Source organism: Desulfotomaculum sp. (genome assembly GCA_003513005.1).
Classification (GTDB): domain Bacteria; phylum Bacillota; class Desulfotomaculia; order Desulfotomaculales; family Nap2-2B; genus 46-80.
Window position 1 is genome coordinate 25,175 of sequence record DOTD01000044.1, and the last position, 21,984, is coordinate 47,158.

21 protein-coding genes are annotated in these 21,984 nt (G+C 46.8%); 20 read left to right on the forward strand and 1 reads right to left on the reverse strand.

The window, feature by feature from the left end; genetic code table 11:
* Positions 1-27: 27 nt before the first annotated feature.
* The 19 genes from DEH07_05390 (at position 28) to DEH07_05480 (ending at position 21,201) form a co-directional block, all read left to right on the forward strand.
* Positions 28-579: a hypothetical protein gene (locus tag DEH07_05390; GenBank protein ID HBY03972.1), complete on the forward strand. Its 552-nt coding sequence runs from the start codon at positions 28-30 to the stop codon at positions 577-579.
* Positions 554-745, forward strand: a complete 192-nt coding sequence (locus DEH07_05395; protein HBY03973.1) for a hypothetical protein — start codon at positions 554-556, stop codon at positions 743-745. The genes DEH07_05390 and DEH07_05395 overlap by 26 nt, the downstream gene beginning before the upstream one ends.
* Positions 746-3,373: a carbamoyl-phosphate synthase large subunit gene (locus DEH07_05400; GenBank protein HBY03974.1), complete on the forward strand. Its 2,628-nt coding sequence runs from the start codon at positions 746-748 to the stop codon at positions 3,371-3,373.
* The gene (locus DEH07_05405) at positions 3,374-5,209 is read left to right on the forward strand and encodes a glucose-inhibited division protein A (protein HBY03975.1); all 1,836 of its coding nucleotides are present in this window, start codon (positions 3,374-3,376) and stop codon (positions 5,207-5,209) included.
* Positions 5,206-6,018, forward strand: coding sequence for a dihydroorotate dehydrogenase electron transfer subunit (locus DEH07_05410; GenBank protein ID HBY03976.1), 813 nt, complete (start codon positions 5,206-5,208; stop codon positions 6,016-6,018). Before DEH07_05405 ends, DEH07_05410 begins: the two co-directional genes overlap by 4 nt.
* On the forward strand, positions 6,018-6,962 hold the full coding sequence (locus DEH07_05415) for a dihydroorotate dehydrogenase (protein ID HBY03977.1): 945 nt from the start codon (positions 6,018-6,020) through the stop codon (positions 6,960-6,962). Before DEH07_05410 ends, DEH07_05415 begins: the two co-directional genes overlap by 1 nt.
* Positions 6,963-7,059: 97 nt before the next feature.
* A complete protein-coding gene (locus DEH07_05420) occupies positions 7,060-7,440 on the forward strand; it encodes a thiazole biosynthesis enzyme (GenBank protein HBY03978.1) in 381 nt (126 codons plus the stop codon).
* Positions 7,441-7,518: 78 nt separating this feature from the next.
* Positions 7,519-11,391, forward strand: a complete 3,873-nt coding sequence (locus DEH07_05425; protein ID HBY03979.1) for a DNA polymerase III subunit alpha — start codon at positions 7,519-7,521, stop codon at positions 11,389-11,391.
* Positions 11,392-11,487: 96 nt separating this feature from the next.
* Positions 11,488-11,724, forward strand: a complete 237-nt coding sequence (locus tag DEH07_05430; GenBank protein HBY03980.1) for a trp RNA-binding attenuation protein MtrB — start codon at positions 11,488-11,490, stop codon at positions 11,722-11,724.
* Positions 11,725-11,791: 67 nt separating this feature from the next.
* On the forward strand, positions 11,792-11,986 hold the full coding sequence (locus DEH07_05435) for a glutamate decarboxylase (protein ID HBY03981.1): 195 nt from the start codon (positions 11,792-11,794) through the stop codon (positions 11,984-11,986).
* A 59-nt stretch (positions 11,987-12,045) separates the two neighbouring features.
* Positions 12,046-13,008, forward strand: coding sequence for a 6-phosphofructokinase (gene pfkA / locus DEH07_05440; protein HBY03982.1), 963 nt, complete (start codon positions 12,046-12,048; stop codon positions 13,006-13,008).
* 6 nt (positions 13,009-13,014) lie between these two features.
* Positions 13,015-14,424, forward strand: coding sequence for a pyruvate kinase (gene pyk, locus DEH07_05445; protein ID HBY03983.1), 1,410 nt, complete (start codon positions 13,015-13,017; stop codon positions 14,422-14,424).
* Positions 14,425-14,533: 109 nt separating this feature from the next.
* Positions 14,534-15,064, forward strand: coding sequence for a transcriptional regulator (locus tag DEH07_05450; GenBank protein ID HBY03984.1), 531 nt, complete (start codon positions 14,534-14,536; stop codon positions 15,062-15,064).
* An 18-nt stretch (positions 15,065-15,082) separates the two neighbouring features.
* Positions 15,083-17,722, forward strand: a complete 2,640-nt coding sequence (locus tag DEH07_05455) for an aminotransferase III (protein HBY03985.1) — start codon at positions 15,083-15,085, stop codon at positions 17,720-17,722.
* 164 nt (positions 17,723-17,886) lie between these two features.
* Positions 17,887-19,260: a signal recognition particle protein gene (locus DEH07_05460; protein HBY03986.1), complete on the forward strand. Its 1,374-nt coding sequence runs from the start codon at positions 17,887-17,889 to the stop codon at positions 19,258-19,260.
* Positions 19,261-19,318: 58 nt separating this feature from the next.
* Positions 19,319-19,582 (forward strand): 30S ribosomal protein S16, encoded by a 264-nt coding sequence (locus DEH07_05465; GenBank protein ID HBY03987.1) that lies wholly within the window; start codon positions 19,319-19,321, stop codon positions 19,580-19,582.
* A 40-nt stretch (positions 19,583-19,622) separates the two neighbouring features.
* Positions 19,623-19,850 (forward strand): KH domain-containing protein, encoded by a 228-nt coding sequence (locus DEH07_05470; protein HBY03988.1) that lies wholly within the window; start codon positions 19,623-19,625, stop codon positions 19,848-19,850.
* A gap of 90 nt (positions 19,851-19,940) precedes the next feature.
* Positions 19,941-20,462, forward strand: a complete 522-nt coding sequence (rimM, locus tag DEH07_05475) for a 16S rRNA processing protein RimM (GenBank protein ID HBY03989.1) — start codon at positions 19,941-19,943, stop codon at positions 20,460-20,462.
* A complete protein-coding gene (locus DEH07_05480; protein HBY03990.1) occupies positions 20,452-21,201 on the forward strand; it encodes a tRNA (guanosine(37)-N1)-methyltransferase TrmD in 750 nt (249 codons plus the stop codon). Before rimM ends, DEH07_05480 begins: the two co-directional genes overlap by 11 nt.
* 68 nt (positions 21,202-21,269) lie before the next feature.
* Here DEH07_05480 and DEH07_05485 read toward each other — a convergent pair whose 3' ends face one another.
* A complete protein-coding gene (locus tag DEH07_05485) occupies positions 21,270-21,560 on the reverse strand; it encodes a hypothetical protein (GenBank protein ID HBY03991.1) in 291 nt (96 codons plus the stop codon).
* A 197-nt stretch (positions 21,561-21,757) separates the two neighbouring features.
* Here DEH07_05485 and DEH07_05490 point away from each other — a divergent pair, with 197 nt between their 5' ends.
* Positions 21,758-21,979: a hypothetical protein gene (locus DEH07_05490; GenBank protein HBY03992.1), complete on the forward strand. Its 222-nt coding sequence runs from the start codon at positions 21,758-21,760 to the stop codon at positions 21,977-21,979.
* Positions 21,980-21,984 lie beyond the last annotated feature (5 nt).

Consider the following 21,984-nt stretch of genomic DNA (forward strand, 5'->3'; position numbering starts at 1 on the left):
AACTTTTCAAAATTTTAATGGCAGAGGATGTTGATTAAAATGAAGGCTTCACTTGCTTTGGAAGACGGGACGGTTGTTACAGGCAATGCTTTTGGAGAACAAGGCGCTCAGTGGGGCGAAGTAGTTTTCAACACAGGGATGACGGGATATCAGGAGATTCTTACTGACCCCTCATATTGCGGACAGATTGTAGTTATGACTTATCCTTTGATCGGTAATTACGGTATCAATACGGAGGATTTTGAGTCAAAAAAGTCCGGGATCAGGGGATTTGTCGTGTATGAGGAATGCGGACGCCCAAGCAATTGGAGATCCAGTTCAAGTATCTCCGATTTTTTATACAGGGAAGGTATAATTGGCTTGAGCGGGGTTGACACACGCAGTTTAACCCTGCATCTGCGTAATTTCGGAACAATGCGGGGAATCATCAGCACCGAAAACAAAACTCCCGAAGAACTTATCCAGGAGGCCGGCAGCTGTCCTTTCCTCAGCGGACTGGATCTGGTAACTGCTGTAGCCACCAGGGAAATTTACGTTATAGAAGGCACGGGACATCGTGTCGTATTATTTGACCTCTGAGGTTACCCACAGAAATCTTAATGACGGGACGATAGAAGGAATAAGACACAAATACCTACCGGTTTTTTCCGTGCAGTATCACCCGGAGGCCTCGCCAGGTCCGCAGGAATCCGCCTACCTTTTTGACGAGTATATTGACATAATGCGTACGAACAGGGGTGAGTAAATGCTCATTAGAAGCGACATCCGAAAAGTGATGGTAATCGGTTCGGGTCCGATAATTATTGGTCAGGCTGCTGAATTTGACTATGCCGGCACACAGGCCTGCCGTTCCCTGAAAGAAGAGGGCATGGAGGTTGTCCTGATTAACAGTAATCCGGCAACGATTATGACTGATACCAACATGGCTGACCGTGTGTATATAGAACCGCTGACACCGGAATTCTTAAGCAAGCTGATTGAAAAAGAAAAACCCGACGGCCTGCTGCCCACTCTGGGCGGTCAGGTCGGTTTGAATGTAATTGAAGTAAACCCGAGAGTTTCACGTTCTTCAGCCCTTGCCTCCAAGGCAACGGGATATCCGATTGCCAAGGTTGCCAGCAAGATCGCCATCGGGCTGAATCTTGATGAAATTAAAAATGCGGTTACGGGAAAAACCTATGCCTGCTTTGAGCCTTCCATTGATTATGTGGTCGCAAAATTTCCCCGCTGGCTGTTTGACAAATTTGCTCTGGCAGACAGACTGTTAGGGACGCAGATGAAAGCAACCGGGGAAGTAATGGCAATTGACCGGACAATAGAAGGCGCCCTGCTTAAGTCGGTGCGTTCTCTGGAAATCGGCCTGATGGGGTTCTTTATTCCCGAATTCAGCGAAAAGAGCGATCATGAAATTGAACAGCAAATGGTTAACGCTGATGATTTGCGTCTTTTTGCTGTTGCTGAAGGGCTCCGCCGGGGGGTATCTAAAGAACGTATTTTTGAACTGACCAAAATAGACCGTTTTTTCCTTGATAAATTAAAAAACATAGTCAATATGGAAGAGCAGATTAGAGAATCCTGCGGCAAGTTAAGTTCGGAATTGCTTCAAAAAGCTAAAAAAATGGGTTTTGGGGACGCACATATCGCGCAACTGACCGGTCTTAACGAGATTAAAGAGGTGCGGGAACTGCGCCGAAAGAATGAAATTGTTCCCGCATATAAGATGGTCGATACGTGCGCAGCGGAATTTGAGGCGGTAACACCTTATTATTACTCAAGCTATGATGGATTTAATGAGGTTCAGCCATCAGAAAATCGAAAGGTTGTTGTGCTGGGTTCAGGGCCGATCAGAATTGGTCAGGGAATTGAGTTTGATTACTGTTCGGTGCACTCAGTGTGGGCACTGCGTCAGGAAGGCGTAGAGGCAATAATAATTAACAACAACCCTGAGACTGTAAGCACAGATTTTGACACCGCCGACCGTTTGTACTTTGAACCGCTAGTAATTGAAGACGTCATGAATGTTCTGGATAAGGAAAAACCCGAGGGGGTTATCGTTCAGTTTGGCGGTCAGACAGCGGTTAACCTTGCCGCGCCCCTTGCCGGCAGCGGTGTAAAAATTTTAGGTACTTCCGTTAATAATATAGACCGTGCTGAAGACAGGGAACGGTTTGATAATTTGCTGACGCAGCTGAATATTCCAAAGCCGTTGGGGCAAACCGCCCTTTCTGTTGAAGAAGCCGATCTTACCGCTGCCCGGATAGGATTTCCTGTGTTAATCAGGCCGTCCTACGTGCTGGGAGGCAGGGCAATGGTTATAGTATACAACAGGGATGAGCTTCTCAATTATATGGCCACAGCCGTGAAAATAACCCCGGAACATCCGGTGCTGGTAGATAAATATCTTTTCGGGGTCGAGCTTGAGGTAGACGCCGTTTCTGACGGAGATACTGTATTAATCCCCGGAATTATGAGGCATGTTGAACGCGCCGGCGTCCATTCCGGTGACAGCATAGCTGTTTATCCCGCGAGTGAGATAAGCCCGGAAATTAAGGAGAAAATTGTCGATTATACAACAAGACTTGCCCAGGCTCTTCAGGTGCGCGGTATAATAAATATTCAGTATGTCCTGCATGACGGAGAAGTTTATGTATTGGAGGTCAATCCACGCGCCAGCCGGACCGTGCCGTATATCAGCAAAATTACCGGGATTCCCGTAGTTAATCTGGCCACACGTATAATTTTAGGGCGAACTTTAAAAGAACTCGGGTATGCTGGAGGATTGTGGAAGGAAGGAGTGCTTACAGGTGTAAAAACGCCTGTTTTCAGCTTTGCAAAACTTACTGAAGTAGATATATCTTTAGGTCCGGAAATGAAGTCGACAGGTGAAGTAATGGGCATTGATAGAAGATATTCAGTCGCGCTGTACAAATCACTTGTTTCCGCGGGATATGCTATTCCACAAAAAGGTAACGTGCTTGCCTCAATTGCCGACAGGGATAAAAAAGAATCCCTGCCCATTTTATCTACACTGGCCGGATTGGGCTATAAGCTTTTCGCCACGGTCGGTACGGCAGAATTTCTGCGGAGTTCCGGGATGAGCGTAGAATCAGTCAGAAAAATAAGAGAAGACTCACCAAATATCGTTGACTTGATCAGGACCGGCGAAATTCATCTGGTAATCAGTACTTTGACCAGAGGGCGTGAGCCGGAGCGGGATGGTTTTAGAATTCGCCGTATGGCTGTTGAACATAATATTCCCTGTCTTACTTCCCTGGATACCGCCTGGGCTTTAGTTGAGGTTCTGCGGTCAATTAATGAAGGCGATGACATTGAACTTATTGCCTTGCAGGATGTGCTTCAGGAGGTAACCTAGGTGTTAAAACGGATTTGCCTATCTTCCGTTCTGTTGCTTTTTTATTTTTTATTAAAACCGCTGTGGTCTGGAACAGACTACCCGGTTGCTTCTTATGCCAATGTCCCGTTGCTGGAACATTATGATCTTATTGTTGCCGGCGCTGAGCCGGAAGGAATTGCCGCCGCCGTATCCGGGGCCCGTAATGGTTTAAAAACACTGCTTGTAGATGTCCGTCCGGAAGTAGGCGGCCTGATGACCCGCGGCTGGTTGAGCAATATTGATATGAATTACGGGCCTAATAAGGAAATCTTGAACAAGGGGATTTTTCTGGAATTTTACGAGGGCGTTGGGGGAGATGCTTTTGATCCGGCTGTGGCAAGCCAGGTTTTTAATTCCATAATTGCAAAAGAGAAGAATCTCCAGGTATTTTTAAATGCGGCTGATATACAACCGCTGTCAGTGAACAATACTATGATCGGATTGAGGATTTTACCGCAAAAGGGAGATGCCAGGGAAGTCAAAGCATGGCGGGTAATTGACGCCACCTGTGACGCTGATATAGCTGCCGCCGCAGGTGTTCCATACAGTCTCGGGTTTAGTGACTGCGGCCGGCCAGGTGAATATATGGCAACGACTTTAGTTTTTAGGTTAAAAGGAATAAGTTCACTGGACTGGATGAAACTGGTTCTGAATCTTAAGCTCTCCGAAGAACCAAACAACGGTGTAAAAAACCAGAGCGCCTGGGGCTTTTCTCAGATAATGAAACGTTATCAGCCCACCGACAACCGTTTGATGGTGCGGGGCTTAAATATATGCCGCTTAAAAGACAACCGGGTTTTAGTCAATGCGCTGCTGGTTTTGGGGATGGATCCTCTGGATTATAATTCCCGCAAGGAAGGAAGGATTCTCGCTGAAAAAGAGATTCCCCTACTGACAAAATATATTTCAAAAAACATTCCCGGCCTGTCGTCGGTCATGCCTGATGCAACGGCGCCCGAATTATACATCAGGCAGTCAAGGAATATTTATGGGTTATATCGCTTAAGCATAAACGACGTATTGGAAAACAGGGATTTTAAAGACCGCATTGCCATGGGCTCTTATCCCGTTGATATACAGGCCACCAGCCAGTCTTTCCGCGGTGATGTAATAGGCAAACCCAAGCTTTACTCGGTGCCTTTCCGCTGTCTTGTGCCAAAGGAAGTTAATAACCTCCTGGTGGTGGGGAGGTCCGCAAGCTTTGATTCGCTGTCAGCCGGCAGCACAAGGGTTATCCCTGTAGGCATGGCGACAGGCCAGGCGGCCGGCGCGGCTGCCGCCCTCAGTATTGAAAAAGGATTGCCTTTTAACGAAATGAGCGGTGATCTAAACGTTATCCATGAACTGCAGAAAAGGTTAAACGCGCAGGGAATGAAACTGTACTCCTTCTCGTATGAAATTCCCTGCGGGAATCACTGGGCATACCCCGGCTTAAGATTTGTCAGGAAATGGGGGATGGCTTCCGGCGGCTACACTAATAATTACCGGCTTGATGAAGCGATGTCTGTAATGAGCTTTATAAATACGCTTTCAAGAGTAACCGGTACAAAGATTCCGACTGGTGTGATGATTTACCCGGCAAGTGAAAAGCTCACATTGACAAACGCTTCTCAGATTATATGCTGCTTTAAAAATTTGAGCGTTCCCAAACCGGAAACCCTTCAGTATTTAAAGTTGGCCGGATTTTGGGAGCCCGACTTGTTAAAGCATATTCAAAATGAAGGAAAAATCAGCAAGGGAGCAGGATATATGATCGTTTTAAGGTATGCTGACTGGCCTGGTCAGACAAGCATAAATCAGGGGGGGCAAAATTGATCCATAACCCAAAGGCCCGGATTGTACGCCAAAAAATGATTTTCCCAGGTTGCTGCCTGCTGACAATTTTATCCCCGGATATAAGCAGGACGGCGAAGCCGGGACAGTTTATTCAGGTGCGTATTTTACCTCTTCTGGATTCTACGCTGCGCCGTCCATTCAGCATTCACAGAGTAGACAGGGAGGAAGGTGAGTTATCGCTGCTTTACAGGGTGGTTGGCCGGGGTACTGCCCTGCTGTCCATGGAAAAAGAAAATAATTTTTTAGACATCATTGGGCCTTTGGGAAATGGTTTCACTATTCCCGAAGGAAAGAAAAAACTGGCGATAGCAGCGGGCGGTATCGGAATCGCCCCCTTGTTTTTCCTGCTTCAGGAATTGGCGCAGAGTAAAAACAAGGATTTTTCAATCTATACTTTGCTGGGAGCGCGCACCAGGGAAGAATTAATTCTTGCCGATGAAATAACAAGCCTTACGGATAGTTTTTCGGGAGGCGTCAAAGTGGCAACTGACGATGGAACAGTTGGTCACAGCGGTCCTGTGACGGAATTACTTGAGGAAGTACTCGCAAACAGGCTGGCCGAAATGGTCTACGTCTGTGGTCCGCATGATTTTCTGCGTGTGTCCGCCGCCATGCTGGAAAAGTATGGCGCAGCAGGACAGTTATCCATTGAGGAGCGTATGGCTTGTGGTATAGGCGCCTGTTACTCATGCGTTTGCAGAACTAACCGGAAAAAAGGGGAACAACCTGTTTACAAGAGAGTATGCCTTGACGGACCGGTCTTTTATGCCAACGAGGTGGCTTTTTGATGAAATCTTTGCAAGAGGAACCCAACCTGGCAGTTGAAATAGCTGGAATAAAGTTTAAAAATCCCATCGTGACCGCTTCCGGAACCTTCGGCTTTGGAAAAGAATATTCGGTTTTTGTCGACCTGAGCAAACTTGGCGGGATAGTTTTTAAAAGCCTGACACTGCAGCCATGTCCGGGAAATCCTCCGCCGCGGATATTTGAGACGTCATCAGGCCTGCTAAATTCAATTGGTCTGGAAAACCCTGGGGTAGAAAATTTCATGAAATTTTACCTGCCCGGTTTAAAAGAAATCTCAACGAATATAATTGCAAGCATAGCTGGCGGCGCTGTGGAAGAGTACGCCGCCGTCGCCGGCAGGCTGGGTGAATCTGAGGTAATATCGGCTCTTGAGTTAAACATATCCTGTCCTAACGTAAGGCACGGCGGTATGCAATTTGGCGTTTCGCCGTCCGCATCCGCTGAAGTAGTAAAAAGTGTTAAGTCTGTTACCGACAAACCTGTTATAGTAAAACTATCCCCGAATGTAACCAATATTGTAGAAATAGCACGAAGTGTCGCCGCTGCGGGCGCGGACGCTCTTTCAATGATCAATACCCTGACGGGAATGGCCATTGATATTTACCGGCGCAGGCCGGTTCTGGGCAACATTAAAGGAGGGCTTTCCGGCCCGGCTGTTAAACCTGTGGCTGTCAGGGCTGTCTGGGATGTATACCGGGAAGTCGGGTTGCCGATTATTGGTATGGGCGGCATAACGTGCGCCCGGGACGCATTAGAGTTTATTATGGCCGGCGCCAGGGCGGTTGCGGCAGGAACGGTGAATTTTATTAACCCGGAGGCGACAATTGATATATTGGAAGGAATCACATTTTTCTTAAAAGAAAACGGGATACCAGACATTAATAGCCTGGTAGGCGCTGCGCATAATCAAATACAAGGGTTTTAAATAAACGACGCAGTAGAAAAGCTGGTCTTAAGAATGCCTGGAAAACAATACTTTTACAGAAGGTTTTATTTTGAGCCATTTTTCAGTTGAGGATGTGATGGTGCGGGAGGAGAGGATCACCGGACTGGTCCTTAACTGGAAAGCGGTAGGAATGGCCAACCTGCATGTCGATCCGCTGGCTGTCAACTCCAGATATGTAATAGATTCGACTGGACACGATGCGCAGGTAACAAATATAGTTGTCCGGAAACTGAAGGGAAAACTAAACACTCAATCGGGGGCGCTTGAAGGGGAAAAATCCATGTGGGCTTCCCGCGGAGAAGAGGCCATTCTGGCCAATACAATTGAAGTTTATCCCTGTCTGTATGTGGCGGGTATGGCGGCAAATGCTGTCGTCGGAGGTTACCGGATGGGTCCTGTCTTTGGCGGAATGCTCTTATCGGGGCAAAAGGTTGCCCAATTGATTTTAAATAGATAGTATTGGATGAAATATTGCGTATTCTTTCCTGAAGGAGCAATAAAACTCATTGCAACTCTAGTGGAGGCATTGGCGCCGATGTTTGTACACCTGCATGTGCATACCGAATATAGCCTTTTGGACGGCGCAGCCAGAATTAAAAAAGTTGCCGCGGCTGCCCGGGAATTAAACATGCCTGCCCTGGCTATTACTGACCACGGGGTTATGTTCGGCGTGGTCGACTTTTATAAAGCCTGTATAGCGGAAGGAATAAAACCAATTCTGGGATGCGAAGTATATGTCGCGCCGCGGACAGCCAAAGACCGGATACCGCATGTTGATGATCGTAATTATCACCTTACCCTTTTAGCTGAGAATGAAGAGGGCTACCGCAATTTGCTTCGGCTCGTCTCGCTTGGTTTTACTGAAGGATTTTATTATAAACCCCGGGTTGACAAGCGTTCCCTGGCCCGCTTCAGTAAAGGCATAATTGCTTTAAGCGGATGCATAGCCGGTGAGGTTGCAGAACTGTTGGGAGCGGGGCAGCATGACCTGGCCAGGAAAGCGGCCATGGAATACAGGGATATTTTCGGCAGGGAAAATTTCTACCTTGAACTGCAGGATCATGGTCTGCCCGTCCAGCAAAAGGTAAACAAGGGGTTGGTCGAGCTTCACAAACAGCTTGATATCCCGCTGGTCGTTACCAACGATATCCATTATGTAAATCGTGAACATGCGGAAATGCAGGATATACTGCTTTGCATCCAAACCGGGAAAACTGTAAATGACCCGGCGCGGCTGAAGTTTCAGTCCGATCAGCTTTACCTGAAAAGTGAAGAAGAGATGTCCGTTAGTTTCAGTGAACTTGGACAAGCCATGGCAAACACGTTAAAAATTGCGGAACGCTGCAAGGTTGCCTTGAGTTTTGGAAATCAATACCTGCCGGATTATCCGTTGCCACAGGGTATTCAACCTGATGCATATCTTGAGGAATTGTGTCTTGAAGGATTGCGCCGCCGCTATGGCGAGCCTTCCGAACAGGTAAAACAACGGATGGGATATGAACTTAACGTAATCAAGTCAATGGGATTTTCATCCTATTTTCTTGTCGTCTGGGATTTTATCCACTTTGCGCGCACTAAAGGGATTCCTGTCGGGCCCGGACGCGGTTCCGCCGCCGGCAGCCTCGTTTCTTATCTTTTGGGGATAACCAACCTTGATCCGCTTAAGTACAGCCTTCTTTTTGAACGGTTTTTAAATCCCGAGCGGATATCAATGCCGGATGTTGACGTGGACCTCTGCTTTGAACGCAGGCAGGAAGTCATCAATTATGTGACTCAGAAATATGGCGCCGACCGGGTCGCCCAGATTGCCACCTTCGGGACAATGGCTGCCCGTGCTGCAATAAGGGATGTCGGCCGCGCGATGGCAATTCCGTATGCCGAAGTTGACCGGGTAGCCAAGCTTGTGCCTGCGGAATTGCAGATAACCATCGAAAAGGCGTTACAGGAATCAGACGACTTGAGAAATCTGTACCAGCAAGACCTGCAGATTAAAAAGCTGGTCGACATGGCTTCCCTCCTTGAGGGAATGCCGAGGCATATCTCTACACATGCCGCCGGCGTGGTTATTACGCGTGACCTTCTGACAGACTACCTGCCTGTGTATAAATCTTCCGAAGGGCCGCTGACGACACAGTTCGCCATGAGCCAGGTTGAACAACTCGGGCTTTTAAAGATAGATCTCCTGGGACTGCGGACATTAACTGTTATTTCGGATGCTCTGAAGATAATTGAAAAAAACGGCGGCCCAAAGATTAATATTGATGAAATTATGCTGGATGACCCCAGGACCTATGAACTGCTTGCCTCCGGCAGTACAATCGGCGTATTCCAGCTGGAGAGCTCGGGCATGCGATCCATTCTGAAAGAACTCAAGCCGGAAATATTCGAAGATATCGTTGCCGTGAATGCTCTCTACCGCCCTGGCCCGTTAGGCAGCGGTATGGTTAAGGATTTCATTGAAAACAAGCATGGACTTAACAAGATATCCTACCTTCATCCCAGGCTGGAACCAATTTTAAAAAGCACCTACGGGGTTATTCTTTACCAGGAGCAGGTCATGCAGATCGCCGGTGAACTGGCCGGGTTTAGTATGGCCAAGGCGGACGAGCTTCGTAAAGCGATGGGAAAAAAGAAACCGGAATTGATCCATTCCAACCGGGAGAAGTTTATTGAAGGGTCTTCTGAAAGGGGTATTGATGAGGGGATAGCAAGACAGGTATTTGACCTGATGGAATATTTTGCTGGTTACGGTTTTAACAAATGCTTGAGCGGAGATGTCTGCATAGTTGACGGAAACGGTAATCTTGCTGCGTTAAAGGATATGTATGAAAGCAGAAAGACGGCGACTGTCCAAACGTTGGACAGAAATAATAAAATTGCCGCAGGTCAGGTAACCGGGGTGTATCTGAATGGGGTTAAACCAGTCTACTGTTTAACCACTGAAAAAGGTTTCAGCATTAAAGCGACAGCCAACCATATGTTTTTGACCGAAGGCGGGTGGAAATCTTTAGGGAGGCTTAGGGCAGGCAATAAAGTCGCTGTCTGCGGAATCCCTTACGGCAACGGTTACAAGCAGCTGGTAAGTATGCAGGAAAGCGGAACTATTGTTTCGTGGGATGACATCAAATCTGTTGAATCGGCCGGCAAGGAAGTTACTTATGACCTGACTGTGGAAGAAACCCATAATTTTCTGGCTAACGGTTTTGTTGTTCATAACAGCCACTCGGCGGCTTACGCCCTGGTCGCTTACCAGACAGCTTTTCTAAAAGCCAATTACCCGGCGGAATACATGGCGGCTCTGCTTACTTCGATACGGGATAATACGGATAAGGTAGCGGCCTACATAGAAGAGTGCAGACGGATGAAAATTGAAGTATTGCCTCCGGATGTCAACGAGAGTGATAGGGATTTCACAGTCGTGGGCGGCAAAATACGTTTTGGTTTAGCTGCGGTTAAAAATGTAGGCGCCGGAGCGGTGGAAGTAATCGAGCAGGATCGCCGGCAATACGGTTCCTTTAAAAGTTATACAGATTTCTGCCGCCGTCTGGATACCAGGGTTGTCAACAGGCGTGTTCTGGAAAGTCTAATTAAAAGCGGGGCTTTTGACTCGCTTGGGCATAGCCGGTCGCAGTTAATGGCGATGATTGAGGCCGGGATGGATTTGGCGGCGCAGGCGGGCAGGGAGCGCTCAAACGGGCAGCTGACTTTGCTTGATTTTTGGGGGGATTCGGCCGGAGACGTGTTTTCCATAAAAATGCCTGATCTAAAGGAGTTTTCCTATAGTCAACTGCTTGCCATGGAAAAGGAGGCGCTGGGTCTATATATAAGCGGGCATCCTTTATCCGAATACAGGTCGGCATTAAACGCGCAGGTCAGCGGGTCCGTTTCCGAGGCAAAGGAGATGGAACCAAACAGTGAAGTTGTTTTGGGCGGGATGATCACAAGTATAAAGAAGCTGTCCACGCGCCGGGGTGAACCAATGGCCAGAGGGCAGTTTGAGGATTTGACGGGCGTTATCGAGGTAATTTTTTTCCCGCGTACCTATAAGGAGTATAAGTCCCTGATTAAACCCGAAAAAGTGGTCCTCCTGCACGGGCGGATAAACACAAACGGCGAAGACAACAAGGTTATCGCCGAGGTGCTTACCCCTGTTGCTAAAAAAAAGGTAAATAGCGTTTACATCCAAATAAAAAAATCTTCTCTGGAGCTGATTACCCGTTTGCAGTTAGTTTTAAAAAGTTATCCGGGTCATGCGCCGGTATACCTTTACTTTCCGGGAGATAAAAAATTAGCCCGTACTCCTGAAGAATTTTGGCTGGATTTATCTACACCGGTTCTTGTTGAACTGAGGGAATTAATTGGCGCAGATAATATTAAGGTTAAAGTTGACGTTGAGAGGGAAGAGTAAGTCATGTTTAGAACACAGCTTGTCAGGAAAGCATCATGTGTGCTATGATTTTTTTGTTAGATATTTGTTAAATAAAGGCAATAATGGAGTGAGATTATGACAGAGCCTTATGATTTACATGCTGATTACGTTGTTATAAAAGCTTTGGATAACGGTGTTACTATTATCGGTCTCACCCGCGGCAAGGATACAAGGTTTCATCACACAGAGAAGTTAGATAAAGGAGAGATAATGATTGCACAGTTTACCGAGCATACCTCGGCGATCAAGATACGCGGTAAAGTTGAACTGTTAACCAAACATGGTAAGATACGAAATGATGAGAATCAATGAATATAAAATTGGCAGTTATGCTTATACTTGTTTACGATAAAAGCCTTGATAAAAAGGAGGCTTTGCTATGTGGACAGTAGTTTATATCGCTCCCAGTATGGAAGAAGCCGACGAAATAAAACGACTTCTTTCAAGCGAGGGCTTACTGGTTAAAATAAAAAATATTGACAGTTCCTCCGGAATGACACCCAACAGCTCCATAGAGATTCTGGTACCCGAGTCAGAGGCCGATGAGGCGATGGAAATCATAGATTCTATTTAAATGCAGCCGTGCTTTTGTAATTTGGCAAGATGTGTCAGTTACAGTAAGGGGGTGTTCTTATGCAAAGGATCGCTGTTCTTACCAGCGGCGGTGACGCTCCGGGTATGAATGCGGCAATACGGGCGGTTGTGCGCAAGGCGCTTTATCACGGCCTTGAGGTAATGGGCATTAAAAGAGGGTACAGTGGTTTTGTTGAAGCGGACATAGAACCTATGAACCTTCGGTCCGTAACTGATATCATTCACAGAGGCGGGACTATCCTGCATACTGCCCGGAACGAACAGTTTAAAACAGTACAGGGAAGAGCCATGGCCTGGGAAAATGTTGAGCGTTTCGGGATTCAGGGACTTGTGGTTATCGGAGGAGACGGCTCTTTTCAGGGCGCCCTCGCTTTAAACAGGGAGTATCATTTACCTGTTATTTGCCTGCCCGGCACAATAGATAATGATATCTGCGGTACTGACTATACAATAGGTTTTGATACGGCACTCAACTCAGTTGTTGAGGCAATCAACAAAATCAGGGACACCGCTTCAGCTCATGAGCGAACTTTTGTAATAGAGGTAATGGGACGGGAAACAGGCTTGATTGCTTTACATTCGGGCCTGGCGGGCGGGGCTGAATCTATTATTATTCCTGAATATAATTATGATATTGAAAAAATTTGTACGCGTCTGATCCGCAGCTACCGTCAGGGAAGCTCGCACAGTATTATAGTCGTCGCCGAAGGCGCTGCCAGCGGTGTTGATATAGGCAGGGAAATTAAGCAAAGAACCGGCTTCGATACCAAAGTTACTATTTTGGGGCACCTGCAGAGGGGCGGAAACCCTTCCGCTTTTGACAGGATTCTGGCAAGCATGATGGGTTCTAAAGCTGTGGAATTGCTCATGTCCGGGGATGATAAAAAAATGGTCGGCTATACCGCCGGGAAGGTAGTTGTCCTAGATCTTGAGCAGGCCAGCAGCCGGAAGAAAAAAATTGATCTGGAAATGTATTCCTTGGCGGGAATATTATCCATGTGAGGTTATATGAAACGTACCAGGATTGTATCTACAATAGGTCCTGCGAGCGGGGAAATTTCGATCCTCGAAAAAATGATGAATGCCGGCTTGGATGTAGCCCGGCTTAATTTTTCCCACGGCACACGGGAAGAACACCTGGAAAAGATAACTGCCGTCAGGGAAGCGGCTGTGAAAACAGGTAAGAATATAGCCGTACTGATGGATACGAGAGGCCCTGAAGTGCGTTTAGGCCGCCTGGAGAGGCCGGTTCAATTAAATGCCGGGCAATGTGTTGTTCTCGTTCCGGAAGGGTGTCAACCAGGTAAGAACTGCCTGCCGGTTTCATATGCAGATTTATCCCGGGACGTTAAACCCGGCAATAAGATAATATTGGCTGACGGGCAGATCGAATTAAAAGTGATTTCAACCGGAATGGACGTTGTGGAGTGCGAAATAATCCATGGCGGTGAAATATCAGGGCAAAAGGGAGTAAACCTTCCGGAAGTTAATTTGGGCCTGCCTTTTATGTCGGATGAAGACCGTGCCGACATTCTTTTCGGGATCAGGCATGGTGTTGATTTTATAGCGCTGTCCTTTGTGCGTGCGGAGCAGGATATTTTAACGGTCAGGAAGATATTGGAGGAAGAGAACTCGCACGCTCAGGTTATTGCTAAAATTGAAAGCCGGGAAGGGCTGGCAAACCTTTCCGGTATTATTAGATCTTCAGATGGGATCATGGTTGCCAGAGGGGATCTTGGGATCTACCTGCCGGTTGAAGAAGTTCCCCTTGTCCAGAAAGAAATCGTGAAAATGTGCAGCGAAGCCGGCAAGCCGGTTATTGTAGCCACTCAAATGCTTGAAACGATGATCAACAATCCCTCTCCGACCCGGGCTGAAGTCAGCGACGTGGCCAACGCCATTTTAGACGGCGCCGATGCAGTTATGCTTTCCGGAGAAACTGCCATCGGCCGCCATCCTGTCGAGTCTGTGGAAATTATGAAGCGGATCGCTGAGAGAGTTGAAAATTCGCTGCCTCATGATGAGATATTAGCTCAAAAGAACAGAGGAATTAACCATACTGTCACAGACGCTATCAGCCATGCGACTGTTACGACAGCGCGGGACCTTGAAGCCGCAGCCATTATTACATCTACCCAGACCGGATACACAGCCCTGATGATCAGTAAATACCGTCCGAGAGCGCCAATTATTGCAGTTACCCCCTATAACGAGGTCTTGCGCAGGATGGCCCTGTTCTGGGGTGTGCAGCCCTTGCTTATCGAGTCATTCCAAAATACCGATCAGATGATCGACTCCTCCATCAGAAGTTCTCTTAATTCCGGTATGGTTAAATCCGGTGATCTTGTTGTAGTTACTGCCGGAATACCCCCAGACCGCCGGGGTACAACCAATTTCCTGAAGGTTCATATCGTTTAATACTAATTTACATAGAGCAATTAAGATCAGGAAATATATTGTAATTGGGAATAGTAGTGGTTATAATATACTGAGCACAATCTTGTGCACAGAAGAGTAGGAGGGTAATATGGATCTCATACGGGTCGGAGATAAAGTGATCAATCCGGAGCGTGTTCATCGTTCAATCGACAAAATATTTCAGCTTCGCAAAGAGGGGCATTCTCAGCAGGAGGTTGCCGATAAACTAGGGGTTGATCGAACCCTCATTTCAAGGTTGGAGAGCATGGGCGAAATCCGCAAAGGCGCCCTTATGGCTTTGGTAGGTTTTCCGGTCGAAAATGGCGAGGAATTGAATGAAGTTGCACGCGCCGAAGGAGTGGATTTCGTTATGCTCATGAACGACAAAGAGCGCTGGCAATTCATTGAGAATAAGAGCGGAGCCGATCTGTTCAACATGTTTATGGCTATGGTCGCCAAGATTGAAAGTTATGATGCCGTAATCTTTATAGGTTCGGATATGCGTATAAAAATGGTCGAAGCAATACTGGGACCGCGTGTTATCAGCTGGGAGATAGGTATCTCTCCGATTAAGGAAGACCGTTGGGTTAACCCGGAGCAGCTCCGCCAATTGATCCGCCAATTAAAAGGCACCAGTTAGAACAGGAGGATATCTTATATGCATGACTTTACCCAGTACGTCAATCCTCAGTTAGGCAGGCTCCTCGAACAGGTTCATATGGATAAAGTCTTTATTCGCGGTGAGGGCAACTACCTGTATGATACAACCGGAAGGCAATATCTCGATTTTATCGCAGCATACGGAGCGCTGCCTTTTGGTTTTAACCCGCCGGAAATATGGGAGGTTCTTGAAGAAGTGCGTAATAAGGCCCTGCCCAGCTTTATTCAGCCTTCAGCTCTCGATTCGGCCGGAAAAATGGCCAGGCGCCTGATCGAACTGGTTCCTGACGGACTTCAATATGTAACCTTTACCAATAGCGGTGCCGAGACAGTGGAGGCGGCTATAAAGATAGCGCGATCAGCTACAGGGCGGTTAGGTATTTTAAGCACGGTAAACGGCTTTCACGGCAAGACTCTTGGCGCGCTTTCAGCCACGGGAAAGGGTTACTATCAAACGCCCTTCGGAGCGCCCGTGCCGGGTTTTAACATTGTCCCGTACGGAGATTTGAATGCGCTGAGGAAAGAACTTGAGATGAATGGATATAATTATGCAGCCTTTATAGTCGAGCCGATCCAGGGTGAAGGTGGAATAGTAGTTCCTGAAGCCGGTTACCTGTCCAAAGCCCTGGAAATATGCCATCAATATGGAATTTTATTTATCCTTGACGAAATCCAAACCGGACTGGGCCGTACTGGGATGCTTTTTGCATGCGAGGATGAGGATTTATGCCCAGATCTCCTGCTTTTGGCTAAAGCCCTTGGCGGAGGAATTTTCCCCATAGGAGCCTGTATCAGCACGGAAGCGGTATATACAAAAGATTTTGGAGATCGTCACTCGTCCACTTTTGCGGCAAATACCCCTGCCTGCCAGATCGGCTTAAAAGTGCTGGATATTCTGACCAGGAATAACAGGGAAATTATTCAACGTGTAAAAGTCAACGGTGAGTACTTATATAAGGAACTGGCCGTTCTGCAAAAAGAATATCCCAGGGTTCTTAAAGAAGTTCGCGGCAGAGGCTATATGCTCGGTTTAGAATTTGAGATGAGCCGTTCTGATTTTCCGGGCTGTTTTTTAAGTGTGCTTGCCGAGCAGGAGGTCCTGACACCGCTTGTATCCAGTTACCTCTTAAATGTTGAATGCCTGAGGGTAGCGCCTACATTAAATGGAAACAAAGTAATCCGCCTGGAGCCGCCTCTTACAGTTACGCTCGATGAATGCCAAAGAGCGCTTAAATCCATAAGGCGTGTTATAGAAGTGCTTGATCAGGGCAATACACTGGAAGTTTTAAGGCCTGTCCTGGATCTTGATGAAAACACAGCCTGTTCAGTAACGAAAGCTGAAAAATACGATTGGGATATGTATGAACCTTCCCGGGAAAACAAAGAGGGACGCTTCGCTTTTCTTGTCCATCCTTTAGACCTTGATAATTATTACGAGTTTGACGCAAACCTTGCGTCTCTTCCACAAGATAAGCTACAACAGCTGGCTGATCTGGGAGGCGATATACTGGACCCCTTCGTGATTGGCCGCACAAGGGTTGAGTCACCGGCGGGCTATACTGTCTATGGGGAATTCATTGCCTTACCTCATACAACAAAAGAGATTCTGAAATTTACACCCGAGGAAGCGCTGAAGGAATTAGAAAAGGCGCTTGAACTTGCCCAGCAGCGGGGCGCCCGGCTTGTTGGCCTTGGCGCCTACACTTCGGTAGTATCCCGGGGGGGAACCCTTCTTCAAGGTCATTTTCTTCCTTTAACCACCGGAAACAGCTATACGGTAGTTTCGGGAGCGGAAGCGATCAAACTTGCCGCACAGCGATTTTCCCTCGATCTGGCACAGTGTACTGCAGCGATTATTGGCGCGACCGGTTCAATTGGGAGGCTTATGGCTATATTGCTCGCGGAAGAGGTTCAACAGGTAGTTTTAATTGGTAATCCGCGCCACCCTCAGGCAAGCTTAAGACGCCTGCGCCGTGTAGCGGAAGATATTTGCCTGCACCTGTCCGATCAAGCCGGGGCCGGTTGGATACCACCCAAGAGTTCTCTGGGGGAGAACTTATTAAAAATGAAACTGCCGGCTACGAATTCCCAGCGTGAAGAATGGGCAACGGTTGTAGATGAATTAATCCGTTCCGATAAATTCATTTTAACCAGTAATCCCAACCAGGGAATTTCTATAGCCCAGGTGGTAGTAACGGCTACAAGCAGTGTGGAGGAACTGGTCAATCCGGAATGGGTGACCCCCGGCGCAATCATTTGTGATATTTCCAAACCGTCCAATGTCAGTCCGGAACTTCAAAAACTGCGGCCCGATGTGCTTGTTATTGACGGGGGTGTTGTGGCATTACCCGGACGTCCTTCCCTGGGGTGGAATTTTGGTTTTGAACCCGGCTTGGCCTATGCATGTATGGCTGAGACGATGATGCTGGCGCTTGAGCATCATTACACCGATATGAGTTTGGGTACGGATTTACGTCTGGATAATATGATTTACTTGAGGCAGTTAGCCAAAAAGCACGGTTTTGAACTGGCCCGTTTACGAAGCTTCGACAGGCCGTTAAGTGAAGAGGACTGGGAGAAAGTTATCAAAGAGCGTACAAAGGTCCGTTCAAACCTTTGTGCAACGGCAAGTTCATAAAGTGATACCTTCTTTAATAAGTCAATTTTCATAATAAGTCAAGCCTGACCCCTAGTCAGGGTTTGGTTATCCTTGACAGGTTATGGGTGATCGGATAATATTGTTTAAGAAAAATCTTTGACATAAAGAAAAATAACATACAGACAAGAAAGGAAGCTCAGGGAATGGTTTTTGCAAGTCTTGCTGAAAAATTGCAGGAAACCTTCCGCAAACTGAAGAACAGGGGCAGACTTACCGAGGCGGATGTCGATGAGGCATTGCGTGAGGTAAGACGTGCTTTATTAGGCGCCGATGTTAACTTTCAGGTTGTCAAGAATTTTATAGCAGGCATTAAAGAACGGGCAATGGGCCAGGAAGTATTAACCAGTCTTATACCCGGCCAGCAGGTAATTAAAATTGTCCGTGACGAGATGGCGGAGTTGATGGGCGGAGTGCAGAGCAAAATTAATCTCGCCTCCAAACCTCCTACAGTAGTAATGCTTGTCGGACTACAGGGTTCCGGTAAAACTACCACCGCCGCCAAATTGGCCAGCCTGCTGCGGAAACAGGGAAAGCAGCCCCTGCTGGTTGCCGCTGATGTTTACCGGGCAGCGGCTGTTAAACAGCTTCAGGTTCTGGGGCAGCAAATAAATATCCCCGTATTTTCACGAACGGATCTGCAGGAACCGGTAGAAATTGCCCGCCTGGCAGTTGAGCATGCCTTTGGCGCTGAAAGAGACCTGATTATTTTAGATACGGCAGGGCGGTTGCATGTTGATGACAAGTTAATGGCTGAACTGGAATCAATCAAAGCCAAGGTGCATCCCCATGAAATAATTCTTGTTGTGGACGCTATGACGGGACAGGTTGCCGTTAATATAGCCCAGGCTTTTCATGAACGTCTTGGCCTGGATGGAGTCATCCTGACCAAGTTGGATGGTGACAGCAGGGGAGGGGCGGCGCTTTCAATTAAGGCCGTTACAGGCTGTCCGATTAAATTTGTCGGAACCGGCGAGAAATTGGATGCTCTGGAGATTTTTCACCCGGACCGTATGGCGGAACGTATCCTGGGCATGGGCGATGTGCTTACTCTGGTTGAAAAGGCGCAGAGCGTTATTGATGCTGAGCAAATGGAAAAGCTCAATAAAAAGATCTACAGCGCCGAGTTTACCCTGGAGGATTTTTTAGAACAGCTTCATGAAATAAAAAAAATGGGACCGCTACAGCAACTGATCGGTATGATACCCGGGCTTGGCAATGCTAAAATGTTAAAAGAACTGGGCGAAATTGATGAAAAAGAACTTGTCTATGTTGAAGCTGTGATCAGTTCCATGACGCGCTGGGAAAGGCACAATCCTCAGGAGATTAACGGCAGCCGCCGCCGGCGCATAGCAAATGGGAGCGGTACCACCATACAGGATGTCAACCGCATATTAAAACAGTTTGAGCAGACACGAAAAATGATCAAACAATTTGCGGAGGTGGGCAAGAACGTAAAAAAGGGCGGCAAGTATCTGCCCGGTTTTATTCAGGACAAACGCGGCAAGCCGTTGTTTTAGAAAAAAGGTAACCAGTGAATTTGAAAACTAAGAGAAGATGAAAAGGCAGGTGATATTATTGTCAGTTAAAATCAGGCTAAAAAGAATGGGCGCCAAGAAGAAACCTTTCTACCGTATTGTCGTTGCAGATTCCCGTTCGCCGCGGGATGGCCGTTTTGTAGAAGAGTTGGGTTATTATAACCCCCTTAAAGATCCGGCCGAAGTTAAAATCAATCAGGAAAAAGCAATCAGCTGGCTGAAGATGGGAGCCCAGTCCACGGATACTGTTCGTTCTTTATTTAATAAAGCCGGTATATTTAGTAAGCTCGCCGAGGATAGTTAAATATTACAACTGGGGGATGACGAGGGGGAACTATAATAAGATGGAAGAGCTGGTTGAGGTTCTGGCCAAAGCCCTTGTTGATCAGCCGGACAAAGTGGTAGTAAATATGATCAAAGGTGAAAAAGCTTATGTGATTGAGGTAAGAGTTGCCACAGAAGATATGGGTAAAGTAATTGGAAGGCAGGGTAAAATAGCAAGGGCCATACGTACTGTTGTTAAAGCTGCTGCAGCTAAACAACATAGAAAAGTACTTGTAGAAATTGTTTAAGGTAATCAAGGGGGCAGTTTAAGACCCCCTCTTTTATTTTATGTCGTAACTGTTTTGTACAACCGGTATTAATAAGAGGAGACAGTAAAACTGGAAGAGTTATTAATTACGATTGGAAAAGTAATTGACACATACGGAAACCGCGGTTGGGTACGCGTTTTTCCGCTGACTGATTTTCCGGAACGTTTTTTTAAGATGGACAGAGTAATCCTCACAAAGGGTAACCTGAATAAGGAATACTTCATCAATGAGGTTAAGCAGCATAAAAAATATTTTCTGATTGACTTCCAGGACATATCCGATATGAATGCCGCCGAACTGCTTACAGGCGCCCTGCTGCAGGTAACTAGAGAGCGGTTGGTGAAACTGCCGGCCGATAATTATTTTGTCTTCGATATAATAGGACTTTCCGTATATACCGAAACATCTGAATACCTTGGAAAAATTGAAGATGTGCTTCATACAGGGGCGAATGATGTTTATGTGGTCAAAAAGGACAGGCTATCGCTCTTGGTTCCTGCTTTAAAACAGGTAGTTAAAAAAATTGATCTTGACAACTGCCGGATGATTGTAAAACTGCCGGAAGGGCTGGAAGCGACCAGTGCTGATTAATATTCTGACTGTTTTTCCGGAGATGTTTTCAAGCCCATTTAATGCCAGCATTATTAAACGGGCAAGGGGAAAAGGCCTCCTGGAACTTAATCTGGTTAATATCAGGGATTTTTCAGAAAACAAGCACAAGAGTATCGACGACTCCCCCTTTGGGGGAGGGCAGGGGATGGTTATGTCAGCTGTTGTTTTTTTTAAGACGATGGATTGGCTGAAAGAAACCCAGGGTGAACAGGACAGGGTTGTTCTGCTCAGCCCCGGCGGACGTCAATTTAACCAGAAAATTGCCTGGGAACTAAGCCTTCTTAAGAGGATCACACTGATTTGCGGACATTATGAGGGCATTGATCAGCGTGTTCGGGAAATAGCTTCCGACGAAGTATCAATAGGTGATTATATACTCACTGGAGGTGAAATTCCTTCCATGGTAATAATCGATGCTGTTGCAAGACTTATTCCCGGTGTTCTGGGAAAGGACAAATCAGCATGCGAAGAGTCATTTAATGATTTGTTGTTGGAGTACCCACAATATACAAGACCCCGGGAACATGGCGGGTTTCATGTTCCCGAGGTTCTTCTAAGCGGCCACCATGAAAGTATTCGCTACTGGAGGAGGCAGCAATCTCTTTTGCGTACGCTGACAGAAAGGGAGGATTTGCTTTCCAGGGCTGCCTTAACTGACGAAGATAAGAAAATACTCAAAGAAATTTTTCAGCGTCTTAAAAAATTAAACCTGGAATAATAAATCTTACCAAAAAGATGATTATTATAGAAAAAGCCTGTTTTTACGGCAGGCTTTATTTTCCTCTTTTATTCACCATTATCCGGTGGCGCCGTGTCAATCCGTCTAAGCGGAGTAACTTTGTTTCTTCGTCCGCTGCCGCTTAAAGGCAATTCACCTTCAGTGATTTCCAGGTAAAAGATTTTGTCGGGATAACAAAGTACAGTTACAACACCGCGCTCTGGTTCAGTAAGCCATATCCCCTGAAATTCGATCATTTCCCCAAGGTCCATCTTCACCCTCCGGGGTCCATCCAGCACTTCAAGTTCCCACCCCTGAATGCTGACAACAATTGTTTTCTTAGGATGGTTGTTTTCCATTATACACCTCCAGTGTTTACTTGCCTTATTATTTTACTCATCTAAGCTGACTGATGTTAAAACGAAGTCATTATATCATATCCCAAAAAGGAGTTGAAGCAACCGCGCCCTATTCTTAGAAAATTTAAGCAGCGGGGGATAAAATATTATATTTCTGAGACATACTAAGTTAACGAAAACCTGGAGGAGGTGAATATATGCATCACTGGATGATCACTGAAATAGAAAAGCTTCGTATTTCCGATCAGTTAAAAGCAGAAGAACTATGCGCCAAGAAAGCGAATTTCTATTTAAACCAGAGCCGTGATCCCGCTGTTCGGGCCGTGTTGCAGCAGTGTATCGACAAGGGTCAAAGACATGTCAGCGCCTTAAGCGGTTTGCTTCAGGAAGCCGGGCTGACAAATATAGCCAGGCATTAATATTT